The sequence below is a fragment of the Methanobrevibacter sp. YE315 genome (assembly GCF_001548675.1).
Classification (GTDB): domain Archaea; phylum Methanobacteriota; class Methanobacteria; order Methanobacteriales; family Methanobacteriaceae; genus Methanocatella.
The window spans coordinates 567,741-584,364 of sequence record NZ_CP010834.1 but is presented as its reverse complement, the minus strand read 5'-3'; the positions used below and the strand labels follow the sequence as shown (position 1 = coordinate 584,364).

Sequence of the window (16,624 nt, the reverse complement as noted above, 5' to 3'; positions counted from 1 at the left end):
TAAAAAGGCTCACCTTTAAAATATTTTTTAAGTGAAAATTAAAAAAAGAAAAAAAGGGAAAATATTCCCTAAATAATCCTCATAATCCAACTAAATTTCAAATGAAATTATTTGTTGTGATTGAGGGTAGCTGAAAGAACCAAATCTACTTGGATCGGAATTAACAATGTGTTCTGGAAGATAACTTACAGAAAGGTCATCCATAAAGAATTCAGCCTCTAAATTTTTACCAGTATATTGATTAAAAGATTTATCTTTAAGACCTTCAAAGTTTACTGTTTCATGATCATATTCCTCCATTAAACACTGATGTTCTGCATGACCATTTGCAATGCATGCACCCATAATTCCTGCAGTCATACCTAAAGTAGCCATACCTCCGATTAACATATATCTGAGGCTATGATCGTGAGTGTAATGAGCTATAATGGCATCAGCAACATATCCACCACCAGCACCAATCGCCGCTCCGCATACACCTGCAGCAACAATACCACATATTGCATTGCCCAATGCAAGTCCTGCATATAAACATCCGACTCCAACTCCAAAAGATACTGCAGCAACAGCTATACTTATCCCACCTATAATCAGAGCATATTTCCATGGGGCTAAGCCGCCATCTTCTTCAAATTTAACATTGTTCCCACCAGTACAACTTATTATTTCACAATTTGCTGTTTGATAGTTGTGAATGAGTGTTTTAGGGTCTATATCACAATGGTAAAATGAAAGTGTACCTTTTTCATTATAAATTTTACCCTCATTTCCCTTAATTGTACAATTAATAAATGTTAAAGATCCTTCATCGATATAGAATAATTTCTTATTTTTATTTCCTGTGATAGTACAATTAATAAAAGTACATGCTCCTTCATCAATGTCCATAAGATATTTTCCAGTATTTCCTGTAAAATTACAGAAAATAAAAGTACAGGACCCTTTACTTTTGAATAAGGTATGGGAATAATTGCTAAATGTAATGTTAAGTAAAGTAATAGATTGGAATTTCTCTATTACTTCTTGGTGACTAAATTTAACATTATGACCATTACCGTTAATAATCAAATTATCTTTGAACCCTAATTTACTTAAATCAATTTCACAATCCTTATTAATGTTTAACACTAAGTTACCTGGATCCAATTTATCAGAAATACTGAAAAGTTCAGTATCATTATTCAAATTTGAGTTATGATTCACTTGCACTAACACTATACCTCCACGATTAACTGTAGTGTTGTTACAAACAATCTTATCATTATTATGGAATACGGATGATTTATCAAGATCAATTTGATTCTTTAAACATAGCGGCGCATCAACAACGGAATTATCCTCTACTTTTCCAATGATTTTCCTATCTTTAAAGAAATTATCGAAATCACAACCATCAAATATAATGCTAGACTCTTTAAGATACATTATATCACTGTGACTTTTATGATTGGTATTCTTATTAAAAGTACAATTAATAAAATTATTGGAACATCCAGCACCATGCACAACAGAACCACCCTTAGCCACAGCAGAACCCTTGTGATACCAATAATAAGTGTCTACATTATCTGTGAAAGTACAACCAATTGCATTTAATGTACCATAATTTTCAAAAGCACCATTAAAGTTAGCTAATGTCACATTCACAACATTTAAAACACCACCATATCCAATATAAGCAAAATCATCACGATTATCCTTAGATCCACCAGTAAGTTTTATTGTTGCACCATTACCATTAATAGTTACTGGAATAAAACCAACATCCAAAGCATGATGGTATTGTCCATAGAAATCATTCACCCAAATATCAAATGTAGGATTGTAACATTCATCTTTCCAATTCATAGATCTCATATAATTTTTCTTACTTAACCAATCGGATTTAATATTGTAAGTACCTGGAGTTAAATTAATAACAATATTTTGAGCATTAGGAGTTAATGAATTGATAGTGTATAATACTTTTTGAAGTTCATCAACATTGCTGCAATTAAAAACATAAGTTCCATTATATGCCTCATTTGAAATAACAGATAAAGAAGCACCCGGTTCAAAATAACAATCCTTTAAATCATTGTTAAGATTATGATCCTGATATATGATGGTAGCACTTCCTTCTTTAGCAAATATAAAAGTATCATCACAATCTTTGAAAGTACAGTTGTCAAATACGGTTAAAGCATGCTTTTCAGCATATAAAACATCACCATAAAATGCTTCAGCATAATCGGAGCAGAAAGTACACTTATCGAAATAAACATTACCACTATTGTGAACAACAGCACCAGACCAAAGTAAAGATTTCTTAAATGATCCAAAACCACTATTCTTATCACCATAAGGTAAATAAGCTTTATTTTTAGCAAAAGCGGTATCAACGCAATAAATTGTTCCAATGTTCATGAAAACTTGATTAAAACCTTCTACAGATACATTCTCCAAAGCAAGTTTACTGTTTGGAGTGAGATACATGAAATTATTCCTTTTTCCGCCCCCATCATTAATTTTACCTTTTATTACAGATCCCGGATTACCATTAATCACCATAGTCCCGGTTAAGCGAAGAGCATATTTTTGGAATTTTGTACTATAAGTATTATAATCTACTTTATAAACGGTGTTTGGAGCTAAAGTAATATTAACAACATTCCAAGAAGGATTATATTTATTAATAAACTTAAAAAGCTTTTCCATATCATCACTGTTTTTCAAATAGAAATTCACAACATCTTTAGACAAACCTACACTTTCCAGATCATCATAACTACCAGCGTTTTTGACTGAATGTTCATCTAAAAGAATTTTTCCTTTTTTACTGTAAACTTGGTCACATGCAGATGCACCGCAGAAATTCCTATTGTAGGATGAATGAATGATAATTATATCATTTTTAGCCCAAATAGCACCACCATCATCATTACTTCCAGCAAAATTGTTATATAATAAAGTATTTTTCACAAGGACTTCACCATCACAGTATAAGGCACCACCATCATCACCGGCACGATTATTTGTAAAATAACAGTTAATGGATTGTTTTGCATATTGATCTTTATTAACATTAATAAAATTCTTAGCATAAACTGCCCCACCATTATCATCAGCCTTATTTCCATCAAAAGTAGATGAATAAATATCTACATTATAACCATAAACTGCACCACCATCTTCTTTTTTAGCAACATTATTATTAAAACTACAATTAAAAATCCTGAGTGTATAGTCACTATAGACTGCTCCACCAGATTTTCTTGCAAAATTATCAGAACAGCTACAATTTACAAGAGTAACAACAGTATTTTTATGGATATATAACGCACCACCATTGTCACTTTTATCATTAAAACCATTAATTAACTTAACATTTTTAAAAATAACATTTTTTGCACTAACGTCAATATAACAATTCTTACGACCACCAAAATCAATAGTGTTACCATGACCGTCAATTGTCATGTCTTTATTAATAGTAACTATTTTATTTTCTTTACCATTGTTTTTCATATTTTCATGTAAATCTAATGTTGATCCATTAGGTACATCGTCAATCAATTTCTGTAAACCATCTAAATCAGCTGTCCTTAAAGGTTGATCAAATATGGTAATAGGTGAAATCATACGAAATTCTGTTTCACCATTATCGGAATCATATTTTCCACTATCATTTATAAGATTACTTTCACTATTGCCCTCACTTAAATTCAAAGGCAAATTGTTTTCAATTTCAATCACATTATCCTGGGATGAATATGCATCATCATGACCGCTGTCTGAACTCACAGATACAGGTTCATCCAATAATACATATTCAGTACTGTTAGCATCCATACTATAATCATCTACATCAATAGCACATACACTAACCATACTAGTCAAAGCAATTAAAACAAAACATAAAATCATCATTATTTTTTTCATTTTAATAACCTCCTAATCAAAAGTTCAACAACATATTACAATATTTACATAGATTAGAATAAGCCCTATATAAACATTTCCGAATGTAAGCACTCACTTTCATCATTTTAAATACCTTATATCAAATATTTCCGTAATTAACGGATAAAAAATTAAAAATTCAACCAATAAATAAATTATAAAGCAATTTAACAAAAATAAGAGCCAAATTTTAATTTACATAAAAACGATTATCGGCAAAACTTATCGAGTTTTAGATCCCAATCAATTTTTTAACTTAAATTTCCCATTATTAAAATATATGTTCAATTTTAATTAGTACAAAATTATCCCCATGAACCTCACTATTTTCTACATCAACGACATATTTATTCGTAATTTAATCAAATTAATTGTAAAACTTGTTAATATTAAATTCTAATATTTTAATATCAAATATCATAACAATAAGTTACTTAAAACTTATTTATTCAGATAATTTAAAAAACCCAGATATATAATTACCACAATCACTATGTATATAGATTAACATTGACATTGAATCAGTGCAAGGAACAAAAGCACAAACTATATGTGCCAATAGTTATGCCAATTAGAAGAATGAAAAAAAATATCAAAGGCAGATTATACCAAAAAATAAAGAATTTATGAATAAAGCTATTGGAAGAATTGAAGACCCCAAAAAAATAATAAAATTCCAACATCACAACCCCCACACCAAATGAAAAAATACTTGCATAATTCCATAGCTGATTAATAACTTTATCAATTTAATAAATCATTACTTCAATTATTTAACATGTCCATATAATATACATTATTAAATAAAAATCACATATAGATGAAGCTCAAGAAATACATGAAAAAAATATGCAATACAAACGTACTAACGAACAACAACATACAATACCGCTTATTATCATTTATATTGAACCTCGCCGTCCTAAAAGAGGACGGGAATTCCTGGATTTTTCATTCAATCAAACTAAGAGAATAAATTTAATTAAAAAAAAGAAAAAAAATACAGATTAATTAACTAAACGATTATTATTTAGGGATTATCTGTTCAAATAAACTATTATCTGTAGTCATTACACATACCAAATCACCATCTTCGGCATAAAAAAATGCATGAACATTTAAATCATCGAATTTCTTTTCTGCAATTAAACCTTCATGACCATTAATAAATTCTTTTTCCCCCAATCCTGACTTTTGAACATTGGCATCAGTCAAATTAAGTTCATAACCCGGATAGCTGTAATCTGACACTTGAATAAATATTATATCATCTTCACCCTTATAATAACTCTCTGCAGTCGTATAAAAAATAGCTCCGTTTGACTTAGTAGTTTCATTTTCTGATATAAATGACTCATTTTTCTTATATCCGTCAGGTATATTAAAATCATGCCCTGCGATGGTAGTCTCATGAGTTAACAAGTTCCCTGCACTAACTGAAGCTATGAAAAAGATAGCCAAGCAGACAAATGCAAGTACTAAAATTAATTTCTTAGAATCCATAACATCACCTATTTCCTCCAGATTTAGTTAATTATGTTTCTATCATAAAGCATAATTATAATTATCTATTTTTAAATTAAGTTACGTATTGTTATCAATAATATGTTATAATCCACCACTCAAAAAAAACTATTGAGATGAACCTACCAATATCATCTCACCATATACTGGAGACACCCTGTTAAGACATTTCGTCATATAGCGGCCCTTCACCGTACAGGGACATTTCTTCCATAGTGTTTTCAAAGCTCAACCCAATCTGCAGCATGCATGTAAAAAGTCCTGAGCAGTTTTTCCCAATTGTGCTCGTTTCCCATTAAACAATGATATTATGAAAAGAATCCAATTATCCAAAAAAAGAAAAATAAAAGAGTTTTAAAACTCCCTTATTCATAGTGCTTAAATTTAAAATTTAATCGCCTACACTGAAAGTGACACTCGAAGTGCAGTTCTTATACTTGCCGTCCCCGCCATACAGAACATCATAAGTATATGTTCCATCGGCCAAACCAGGAACAGTGATTGAAGCTACACCATCAATGACTTCAGCAGAAAAGACGCCACTATCCACCGCAATGCTGACATTGCCGGTAGCATCACTGGACATGACAACATTAACGCCAACGTCCTCACCAGATCTTACAGAACCGGCAGTTGCCTTCATCGCAACTTTATACTTATTGACATTGAATGTGGCAACCCTTGATCTTGATTTGTACTTTTCATCACCGCTGTAGTGGACATCCAAAGCATAACTACCTTCCGGTAAACCTGAAACCACAATGGAAGCGGCACCGTTTTCAACAGCTACTGTGAAGTTAGTTCCATTAACTTCAACCCACACAGTACCTGTCGCATCATCAGCTAACTTAACATTAATAGTAACATCATCACCAACATGGACGGTACGTGTAGGGCACTGCATAATGGTAATGAGTTTGTTCACATTAAATGTAACAGTGGTATTATATGCCTTATACATTTCATCGCCACTGTAGGAAACATCTAAAGTATAATTTCCTAAAGGCAAATCAGGAACTACTATGACTGCGGAACCGTCCTCAACAGTAGCATTATAAACAGCACCACCAATATTGACTGAAACAGTACCTGTTGCAAGTTCAGGCAATCTAGTAACATTAATTACAACATCATCACCAACATGGACAGTACGAGCGGTTGCCTTAATGGTCGGATAATATTTATTCACGTTGACATTTACGGTAGTGGTTTTGCTATTATAATTGTCATCACCTCTGTAAATAACAGTATGCTTAGTTTTACCTGCAGGCAACAACGGAAGAACAATAGTTCCCTGACCGTTTTTAACATCACCGACGTATTTGACACCATTTATTGTGATAGTGACAGTACCATTAGCATCCTTTTCCGCCAATACAACATTTACAGTAGCATTAGTACCTACTCTTGTAGTAAGAGAACTGGCTTTAATTGAAGTAATGTTATTCTTAGGCACTATAACTAATCTTGTGTAGGAAACATTTTCTATTGTTGCGGTTATTTTGCCTATTCCCCGACTCTCCGCAGTGTACTGAACAGGTTCTTCCAAGCCGACCCGGGTAGTATTGACTCTTCCTTTTGTTGGAGTCAATGTTAAGTTGACGGCTTTCAAAAGACTGTTGTCATATTCTGATACACCTGAAGGAGTATAAGCATATAATTTAAACACGACTTCAGATACGTTTGAAATATTGATTATGTCCGGATTTGCTGTAGCATTCAAGAACAGCCAAGCACTTATTTCCATGTCATTAGTTGCCGGCGCCATATCGTAATTGGTTGCATTATTTCCGAACCAGTTATAGTCAGCATTGGAATTATTGTCGATTTGGTTAAATGAGATTTCACGTCCTCCGGCGTTGTTTAAAAAGATATTGTTGTTGATTTTAAAGTGGCTGATGTTTTCTTGGTTGACATTTTCAAAATGGATAATGCCTATATCTGCAGTATTATTTACGAAGATGCAAGTATAAACAGATGAATTTGTATCAATCAAGTATATGGCACCACCATAAATTCCGGAACTATGCATAAAGCTACAATTGGAAACTTTACCATTATTTCCAGACCAATAAACAGCGCCACCATCATTGCCGGCACTGCTATTCACAAAACTACAAGCAGAAAGATCACCGTTATTGCGCACCCAATAAAGAGCACCACCATTATTGCCAGCACTGTTATTCATAAAGCTACAGCCAGAAAAAGCACCGTTATAGCCCTGCCAATAAACAGCACCACCATCATCGCTAGCATTATTATTCACAAAACTACAGCCAGAAAGAGTGCCTCTAGTATTATACCAAAAAACGGCACCACCCTCATTGCCAGCACTGTTATTCACAAAACTACAATCGGAAACAATACTGTCAGGACCATGGCAATTAACAGCACCACCATTATCGCTAGCATTATTATTCACAAAACTACAATCGGAAACAATGCCATCATCACCTCTCCAATAAACAGCACCGCCACTTTGAGAACTACAATTCACAAAACTACAACCAGAAACAGCACCCTTATTACCATTGAAATATATAGCACCGCCTTGATCATCAGCAGAAGTGCTATTCACAAAACTACAACCAGAAACAGTACCACCTGAAGCATACCAATAAACAGTACCACCATCATCGCTAGCACTACTATTCACAAAACTACAATTGGAAACAATACCTTTAGTGCCCTCCCAATAAACAGTACCACCTTTCATTTTAGCACTACTATTCACAAAACTACAATTGGAAACAACACCATCTGCACTACTCCAAAAAACAGCACCGCCTTCATGACTAGTTGAACTACTATTCACAAAACTGCAATTAGATAGAGCAGCATTTTTTCCCTTCAAAAAAACGGCACCGCCATCCTTTTTAGCACTACTATTCACAAAACTACAATTGGAAACAACACCATTTTGACTATACAAATAAACGGCACCGCCTTCATAACTAGTAGAACTACTATTCACAAAACTACAATTGGAAACAACACCATTATCACCTTTCAAATAAACAGCACCACCCTCATGTCTAGCACTGCTATTCACAAAACTAGAATTGGAAACAACACCATTATCACCACTCACATAAACAGCACCAGCCTGTTCGCTAGCAGTACTATTCACAAAACTACAATTGGAAACAACACCGTTATCACCAGTCAAATAAACAGCACCACCATCATTGCTAGCCTTATTATTCATAAAAGTACAATTATAAATAAGGGTATTATAACCCCTTGAGTATATATCGCCCCCTCCGTTATTAGTACTCCCCCAATTACCATTAATAAAAATAATATTTTTTAATATTACATTTTCAGAGACGATATAAAAAACTCTTACTTTCTGATTTGCATCAATTGTTTTTCCTTGCCCATCAATTGTTAGGGGTTTTCTAATTTCAATTCCATGACCTTTCCCTGACCCTGAGTACAAATAGTCATTTTCTAATTTTATTATGGAATTGTCGGGGGCATTGTCAATCTTGCTTTCCAATGCCTCGAAACTTCCATCATCGGGTTCGCTTATTATATCTTCGCTGTTTGACTGTCCAATTGGTTGATTATCCTCTTGCGATGCTTTTGAATCATCATCTATTTCTGCCAATTCAATATGCACATCGTCTCCACCGGCCTGTGAAACCTCATCAGCAAAATCTTGTGTCAGGTTGGCGTCTGTGGTATCCTGAGCTGCGACAGAAGTCAGACAGATGAAAACACTTAATACGATTAAAATGCTGATAAACAGCTTTTTCTTGTTAATCATCTTATACACATCATTTAAAAATTAAAGTTCAACAACAAAGTACATTTTAAGTTCGACAGCAAATTTACATTTTTAAAATACAAACTAGACCCATCAGCTTATTCAGTCATTGAGTAAAATTTAAGCCAAGTAATAATAATCTTTTCCATTACTCGCCGATCCTAAATCTTCCTTAATGTCAATGATTATAAACCGATTCAAAATTTATAAGCCTATATTAATTATCATTATGTAATCACAACATATAAATTTTAATAGAAGTATAGTATATTTAAAATAATTAGGGAAAATATGTGAACTCTTTTTTTGCATTTAAAATCCATGCATCATCACTGATACCGAACATTCCATTGATTGGCAATACACCATGATTATACTTATTAAAGCCATTAGATTTAACTAAAAGTCAAAAAAAAACTATTCAATTCTCTTGAATATTAATTTCATGTACAATAATATGGCCCCTACAATTATTAAAAGTATTGTAGCCATATAACCATTATTACCCAATAAAAAGAAAATCAAGACAGCATTCACGAGAAAACCAATCACAGACAATATCGGCTTGTTTAATCTTTCCATTAAATAGTAAGAAATTGTGCCTATGACAAAAGCAATTAATCCTGATAGCAAAAGTTCATGGGATTGATATTTGATAAGTATGTATGCGATTCCTAAAACAATCGATTCAAGAGCTATCAATGCAATGATTGATGGAATTTTCGATGAAATCTTATGGTTGTCATCTTTAGTTTCTTGTTCTGCATCAATTAAATTTTCCTCATCATTGAAAGTTTTGACTGTGGATTTCTCGCTATATGTATCCTCGAAGTTTTTGAATAGGTGTCTTAAGAATAGGTAATATGCAATTGCCGCTAAAATTTCAGCAACCAGAATTCCTATTAAAACGCAGCTAGCGTTATTTAAATAAATGGACAATGCATATATTAAAATCAATTCAAATATTATCTTAATGCATGTAAACAGCAGGGAGTACATACTTTTTCCAAAACCGTCAAGCATTTTTGAAGAAATCATGGAAAATGGAATTGCCAGCATGATGACTGTTCCGCCAATCGCAATCCAGAACACCTCATTTTCCATTCCAGTGACGGAAAATAAGCTAAATACATAATTGGATACAAATATGAATACTATCATTACAATTAATATAGTTATGAAGGATATCTTAAGCACGTATTTGAACATGTACTCCAAGTCCTTGAACTCATGTGCACCAAACAAGTGCCCTGTAACGCTCATCAATCCTCTACCGTATCCCCTAACCGGAGCAATCAATAGGGATTTTAGTTTATTTGATAATGCATACAAAACCGGACCCATTTCGCCCATTGTCATAAATAAAATGGAATTTATGAATGATGCTGAAAAGCACCATAACCCGTTGTCCAAGAAATTAGGAAGGGCCACTTTAAAGATTTCAACAAATATATATCGGCGGATTTTGAAGTATTTTAAAGACAAGGGAATTTTTGTTCTTCCAGAAATGTACCAAAATATAAAAATAATGAACACGACAAATGCAGATAAAACCGTAGCATAAGCTGCCCCCTTAATTCCCAAATTTAAATTGAAGATAAAGATAGGGTCCAGTATTAAATTTAAAATATTTGCTGAAATCATCAGAATGGTCGGAAGGTGTGAATTTCCTTCAGCCTGCAAAGTTTCACAAAACAGATTATTGAAAATGAATATATATGCAAATACCGCAATCGGAACCAAATAATCAAAGACCATAACATATGAATCCGCCTGGTCCCAATAATATAGAATCCCATTAGCAAAGACCATGCATGCTAAAACAACAACCCATATTATATTGGCAAAAATCATCCCATGGATTAACGCATTATATGAGCTTTCATAATCGCCCGATCCTATAAAACGAGACATTATTGAATTGGTTCCCTGACCGATTGAATCACCAAATGAAAAGATAAGTGAAGTAATCGGTATTGAAACGCCGATTGCGAAAGTTGCTTCAATACTTATTTTGGAAATCCATACCATATCGACAATACCGTACAGTGCATCAAAAATGCAAAAGGCAATGATGGGTACGCTCAATTTCCAAAACGATTTTTTAGGAAGTGAAACCAAATCAATTTTTTCGTTCATTAAATATCATATTAAAGTTCATGATATATAAAAATATTCAAAATATTTTATAAAACATCCCAATCATTAATATTATATGTGAAAAAATATATTCCATCATGAGCGAAGTTATATTCTCCACTTATAAAAAATTACTAATTTCGAGATGAACATAAACCAATATCATCTCACAATATACAGTAGACACTCCATTAGGACACATCATCGCATAACGGTCATTCTCCGTACAGGGACATGTCCCACATTGCATTTTTGAAGTTCAACTCAATCGGCAGCATGCCTGTAAAAAGTCCAGAGCAGTTTTTCTCAATTTTGCGCTCATTTACAGTTAAACAATAATATTATGAAAAGAATCGAATTATCAAAAAAAGAAAAAATAAAAGAGTTTTAAAACTCCCTTATTCATAGTGTTTTAATTTAATCGCCTACAGTGAAAGTGACGCACGAAGTGCAGTTCTTATACTTGCCGCCCCCACCATACTGAACATCATAGCTATATGTTCCATCAGCCAAACCAGGAACAGTGATTGAAGCTACGCCATCAATGATTTCAGCAGAAAAGACACCACTGTCAGCAGTGATGCTGACATTGCCTGTAGCATCTTTGGACATGACAACATTAACACCAACATCCTCACCAGATCCTACAGAAGCGGCAGTCGCCTTCATAGCAACTTTATACTTCTTGACTGAATGTGGCAACCCTTGACCTTGATTTGTACATATCATCACCGCTGTACTGGACATCCAAAGCATAACCTCATTCAAATAAACCTGAAACAACAATGGAAGCAACACCGTTTTCAACAGCTGCTGTGCAGTTAGTTCCATTAACTTCAACCCGCACAGTGCCTGCCGCATCATCAGCTAACTTAACATTAATAGTAACGTCATCACCAACATGAACAGTACGTGTAGGACACTGCATAAGAGTATTGAATTTGTTCACATTAAACTTTCAACCCCAACATTCTTAGATTTGCAAAAATAATACCAAGGATGATTTTATTCAGCTTCTAAAAGCACAAATAACGGCCAATTGCATATCACATTCTATTGAAAGAATTTATCCCTCTTAAGACATACTTCTATGCAGAATCTAATGGAGATGGCTCATGATTTTATGAATGCCTCACTTTAAACTTCATTGCCAGATAAAAGCATCATGATAATCATTTTTTATTTTTCTGTAAATCAATTACATATCATTATAATATGAAATTTGAATTTATTATAAAATTAATTGCATACAATAAAAATATAAATAATGTCTCTTCTAAAATATTAAACAATTGGTGATATATATGGATTCTAGAAAAATATTAGGAATTATATTTATAATATTGGGTTTACTTTTTGTAATTTACCCATTTTATAGCGCAGCAGCAGTATCTTGGATTGCAGGAATATGTTTAATATGCTTTGGATTTGCTTCCATAATTGACGGATTTTCCATATGGAGCATGATGGCTCATGTTTCACTGCTTGACATATTGATCGGAATTTGTGCAATACTATTGGGAATAATGTTCATTTATGAAATTGATGCATTGTCCTTCATTACCGCATATCTATTCTACTTGATTGCATTTGTATTGATATTAGCAGGTATTTTTGGCATTTTATTCTCATTGGATACACTATCAAGACTAACATCAGTACTGATTTTAATCTTAGGTATAGTGGCGGTTTATCTTGCTTTCGCTTCACTTGCACAACCGTTATATGTTGCAATCATCGTTGGAATATGCCTGATTATGGAGGGAATACTGTTCCTGGCATCAGGCATTGCCGATAGTAATTAGATATAAGGGATTAATATGGATAAGGAGACAAAGGAACGTTTAGGCGAAATCCGAGCGGCCATAAAAAAATATGGCTTCGACAAGATTTTAGGCGAAACGGCAAAAAGCAAAATACGCAAAAGCGATGATGACGAGTCATCAAGTCTTTTGTTGGACGATGAAATTCCCGTAAAATTAAGACTGATGCTTCAGGAATTGGGAACCACATTCATCAAGTTAGGTCAGCTATTGAGTACAAGACCGGACATTGTCGGAGAAGATATTGCAAATGAGCTTGCCAACCTGCAGGATGACAACCCTGCCATTACATACGAACAGGTAAAGGCAATAGTTGAAAGGGAACTCAACGGCAATATCGATGAATTGTTTGAGGATTTCCATCATGAACATTTGGCAACCGCATCCATCGGCCAGGTTCATGAAGCGAAATTAATCACAGGCGAACGCGTTGCAGTTAAAATTCAAAAAGAAGGCATCACCGATAAGATTGACCTTGATTTGAGGATTATGAAATATATCGCAAACCGTGCCGACAAATGGAACTCCGATTTAAGAAAAATAAACCTGCCTGGAATTATGGAAGAATTCGACCGTTCCATTCACAAGGAAATCGATTACAACAACGAATTCATGAACATGCAACGCATAGAAATGAATTTCGTGGATAATCCTGCCATTCACATTCCGGCAACATATCCTAAATACTGTTCATCAAAAGTCTTGACAATGGAATTCATTGATGGTACTAAGTTAAATGACGTTTATGCAAGTACCGGCGATGAATTTGACAAAAAGCTATTGGCAAAAAATGTCCTTGATTCATATCTCCAACAACTCTTCATTGACGGTTTCTTCCACGGAGACCCGCATCCGGGAAATATAATGATTTTGGAAGACAATGTTCTATGTTACCTTGATTTGGGTATGATGGGATTCTTTGATGAAGAATTCAAAAGAAACCTTTCCGAACTAATGCTGTTATTCGTAGACCAGGACGTTGACGGATTGATAAATCAGTTAATGTACATGGACATCCTGGATTATGATATTGATACAAAAACATTAAGAAGGGACTTGAACGATCTGTTTGGAAGATACTTCGGTGTGCAATTAAATCGTTTCGATGGAGTATTGGAGGCACTGCTTAGCCTTATGCAGGAATACGGAGTTATCATTCCAAATGAAATCGTTACAATGGCAAGAGGATTGTCAATGATTGAAGCAATTGCAAACAATCTTGATCCTGAAATCGATGTTTTCGCATCAATCAAGCCTATCGCTACAGAAATTGCCAAACAGAGAGTCAGTCCAAGAAACTATTTGAAAGGCAAAAAAAGCAGCATAATCATGTACGACCACATGATTAAATCATTGCCGAGACTCCTTACAAGAGCCATCCACAAGATTGAAAACGAAGAGTTTCAGTTCAGGCTTGAAGTCGACATTACCGATAAGGTTACAATAATCACATTAATATCAGCACTTATAATCGGTTCTTCCGTTGTTTCATTCGGACCAAGGGTATTTGACATGCCAGTGATTTCTTTAATCGGATATATCATAGCGATAATCTTGAGCATTATTGGCATGAAAAAGTTTGTACTTAAATAAAACCAGAATTATGAAGAATTGATTTTCTTCATAACTATTCTTCTTTTTTTTCAACGATTCACACGTATAATTTATTTTTCGTCAGCCAATTCTTTATATTCCTTATAAATATTTCCAATTCCACGATATTCAACTGTAAATGCAAGCATATCAGTTATTACACCTGCAATAATACTTATGTCACCGTAAGCCTTGAATATCCCATTGAGAAATACAAGAATGACAACAGCCAACACAATTTTTGTATAGTCAATAGTATAGTTTTTCCAACCGATTACTTCAATTGAACGTTTAATACCGCGAAAATCAAATGCCTCTTTAAGTCTTCCGCCATCAGCCAATCTTGCTAAAGCAATTTCCATGAAAAATATAGTGCCGTAAACAGTCAAAAGCCCCAATACAATAAACAATATGAAACTAATCGGATCATGCTCATAGAACAAGGATACTGTCTCAGGCAGATTTAAAATCATCTCTTCAATGTCGAATTCGGGAAAACTTAATTTCATGGATATTAAACCCAAAATAGATGCTTGAATAGTCAAGTAAAAAGTATATACGACAATTCCTTTTAACCCAAAATTAATTAATTCATTAAGCTTTATTTTTGGTAAACTTGTACCGCCGTTCATTACATCCTGAGTGACCTTTAAACCATACCCCAACACCACTAACAAAACAATCAGCGAGGTAGTCTTCAAAAGCCCCCCAACCTTATTTGTAATGCACTCAAACAATAAAAATTGGACGAATACATATATGAAAAATAATTTATTTCCAAGACAATATTTTACTGAACCTTTAAGTATTTGATTTGGCATTCTTTTACTCCATTAGTTGATTTGTAACTAATACATAATTAAATTTTTGAAAATTGTACTGAAAATGCATTAAATTATTCTAGTTCAATTAAAATGAAAATTTTAATATAAAGTCTCTTTCAACTAACTATTAATATATGCAATCTCAAAAATAATATATGGTGTAAAAATTGGAAATGGGATACAATCATTTTTTAGAATTTATTCTGGAAATAATCGTTTTTATAGTTCTGATGGTCATATCTGAGTTTATTTTTAATAGAATTAGGAATAAACCTTATAAAATATTTAATCCGAAAGAATATTTTCCTGAAGAGGAAATCCATTCATTAAGACAAATATTCTACCTAATAATTATGGGATTATTGTTCATTGATATATTATATGCACTGGTTTATATTGGAGACGACCTGATTTACTTTGTGATATTCGACATCTTTATTTCCCTATGCATTGCAATCAAATTGGATAAAAGTTCTTTAAAAAACAAAATTTTACTGATATTGTTAATCCCATATGGTTCTCTGAATTTTATCATATTCGGCGACAGCCTCGTGGGAATCCTAGATCTCATTCACATTCCAGTATTAATTTACTTTATAAAACTATACTATGACAAATTCAGGGAATATACTGAATCAAATGGTTTGGGAATAGCAATAATTCTATTGTTTTCAATAATATTCATCAGCTTTTTCATAACACAACTTGCAGAAGAAGCCAATCCATTAAATGCCCTTGTCATGGTTTCAAATGCCTTTACCAGTAATGGATATGCAGTTTTGGGATCCACCATTATTGGAAAAATAAATGCCCTATTTTTGGTTTGGGGAGGTTATCTGTTATCTGGAGTAGGTACTGCAACCTTAACTGCCGCGATTTTAAAAAGGCATTTTGATATTAAAAATGAAAAGTTAACTGATAAAATTGAAGAAATGGATAAAAAACTCGATAAATTAGAAGATTTAATTAAAAAAAATGATTCTGATTAGCAATATCTATTCAGAAAT

At 33.3% G+C, this 16,624-nt stretch carries 10 protein-coding genes; 3 read left to right on the top strand and 7 right to left on the bottom strand.

The features are described from left to right. Positions 1-90 precede the first annotated feature (90 nt). The 6 genes from TL18_RS02530 to TL18_RS11090 form a co-directional block, all read right to left on the bottom strand. Positions 91-3,921 (bottom strand): hypothetical protein, encoded by a 3,831-nt coding sequence (locus tag TL18_RS02530; RefSeq protein WP_067040908.1) that lies wholly within the window; start codon positions 3,919-3,921, stop codon positions 91-93. 1,047 nt (positions 3,922-4,968) lie between these two features. Beyond that, on the bottom strand, positions 4,969-5,445 hold the full coding sequence (locus TL18_RS02525) for a hypothetical protein (RefSeq protein ID WP_067040907.1): 477 nt from the start codon (positions 5,443-5,445) through the stop codon (positions 4,969-4,971). A gap of 412 nt (positions 5,446-5,857) precedes the next feature. Continuing rightward, positions 5,858-9,238: an Ig-like domain-containing protein gene (locus TL18_RS02520; RefSeq protein ID WP_067040905.1), complete on the bottom strand. Its 3,381-nt coding sequence runs from the start codon at positions 9,236-9,238 to the stop codon at positions 5,858-5,860. A 417-nt stretch (positions 9,239-9,655) separates the two neighbouring features. Beyond that, the gene (locus TL18_RS02515; RefSeq protein WP_067040903.1) at positions 9,656-11,377 is read right to left on the bottom strand and encodes an MATE family efflux transporter; all 1,722 of its coding nucleotides are present in this window, start codon (positions 11,375-11,377) and stop codon (positions 9,656-9,658) included. A gap of 417 nt (positions 11,378-11,794) precedes the next feature. Beyond that, the gene (locus tag TL18_RS02510) at positions 11,795-12,163 is read right to left on the bottom strand and encodes an Ig-like domain-containing protein (RefSeq protein WP_231483639.1); all 369 of its coding nucleotides are present in this window, start codon (positions 12,161-12,163) and stop codon (positions 11,795-11,797) included. Beyond that, on the bottom strand, positions 12,138-12,305 hold the full coding sequence (locus TL18_RS11090; protein ID WP_197031840.1) for a hypothetical protein: 168 nt from the start codon (positions 12,303-12,305) through the stop codon (positions 12,138-12,140). The genes TL18_RS02510 and TL18_RS11090 overlap by 26 nt, the downstream gene beginning before the upstream one ends. 376 nt (positions 12,306-12,681) lie before the next feature. On the opposite strand from TL18_RS11090, the gene TL18_RS02505 reads away from it, so the two are divergent. Together TL18_RS02505 and TL18_RS02500 are read left to right on the top strand one after the other, a co-directional pair. Further along, positions 12,682-13,182, top strand: coding sequence for a DUF308 domain-containing protein (locus TL18_RS02505; RefSeq protein WP_067040897.1), 501 nt, complete (start codon positions 12,682-12,684; stop codon positions 13,180-13,182). A 15-nt stretch (positions 13,183-13,197) separates the two neighbouring features. Further along, complete coding sequence (locus TL18_RS02500; RefSeq protein ID WP_067040890.1) at positions 13,198-14,793, top strand: AarF/ABC1/UbiB kinase family protein; 1,596 nt, start codon at positions 13,198-13,200, stop codon at positions 14,791-14,793. Between the two features lie 71 nt (positions 14,794-14,864). On the opposite strand, the gene TL18_RS02495 is transcribed toward TL18_RS02500, so the two are convergent. Beyond that, positions 14,865-15,614: a DUF4013 domain-containing protein gene (locus TL18_RS02495; RefSeq protein WP_067040888.1), complete on the bottom strand. Its 750-nt coding sequence runs from the start codon at positions 15,612-15,614 to the stop codon at positions 14,865-14,867. A gap of 176 nt (positions 15,615-15,790) precedes the next feature. Here TL18_RS02495 and TL18_RS02490 point away from each other — a divergent pair, with 176 nt between their 5' ends. Then, positions 15,791-16,606 (top strand): hypothetical protein, encoded by an 816-nt coding sequence (locus TL18_RS02490; RefSeq protein WP_156064705.1) that lies wholly within the window; start codon positions 15,791-15,793, stop codon positions 16,604-16,606. Positions 16,607-16,624: the final 18 nt, after the last annotated feature.

Excerpts from the sequence above, each read along its gene's own strand:
- TL18_RS02490 (WP_156064705.1), top strand. The coding sequence starts at position 15,791 with ATGGGATACAATCATTTTTTAGAATTTATTCTGGAAATAATCGTTTTT.
- TL18_RS02505 (WP_067040897.1), top strand. The coding sequence starts at position 12,682 with ATGGATTCTAGAAAAATATTAGGAATTATATTTATAATATTGGGTTTA.
- TL18_RS02495 (WP_067040888.1), bottom strand. The coding sequence starts at position 15,614 with ATGCCAAATCAAATACTTAAAGGTTCAGTAAAATATTGTCTTGGAAAT.
- TL18_RS02500 (WP_067040890.1), top strand. The coding sequence starts at position 13,198 with ATGGATAAGGAGACAAAGGAACGTTTAGGCGAAATCCGAGCGGCCATA.
- TL18_RS11090 (WP_197031840.1), bottom strand. The coding sequence starts at position 12,305 with ATGCAGTGTCCTACACGTACTGTTCATGTTGGTGATGACGTTACTATT.
- TL18_RS02530 (WP_067040908.1), bottom strand. The coding sequence starts at position 3,921 with ATGAAAAAAATAATGATGATTTTATGTTTTGTTTTAATTGCTTTGACT.
- TL18_RS02520 (WP_067040905.1), bottom strand. The coding sequence starts at position 9,238 with ATGATTAACAAGAAAAAGCTGTTTATCAGCATTTTAATCGTATTAAGT.
- TL18_RS02525 (WP_067040907.1), bottom strand. The coding sequence starts at position 5,445 with ATGGATTCTAAGAAATTAATTTTAGTACTTGCATTTGTCTGCTTGGCT.
- TL18_RS02515 (WP_067040903.1), bottom strand. The coding sequence starts at position 11,377 with ATGAACGAAAAAATTGATTTGGTTTCACTTCCTAAAAAATCGTTTTGG.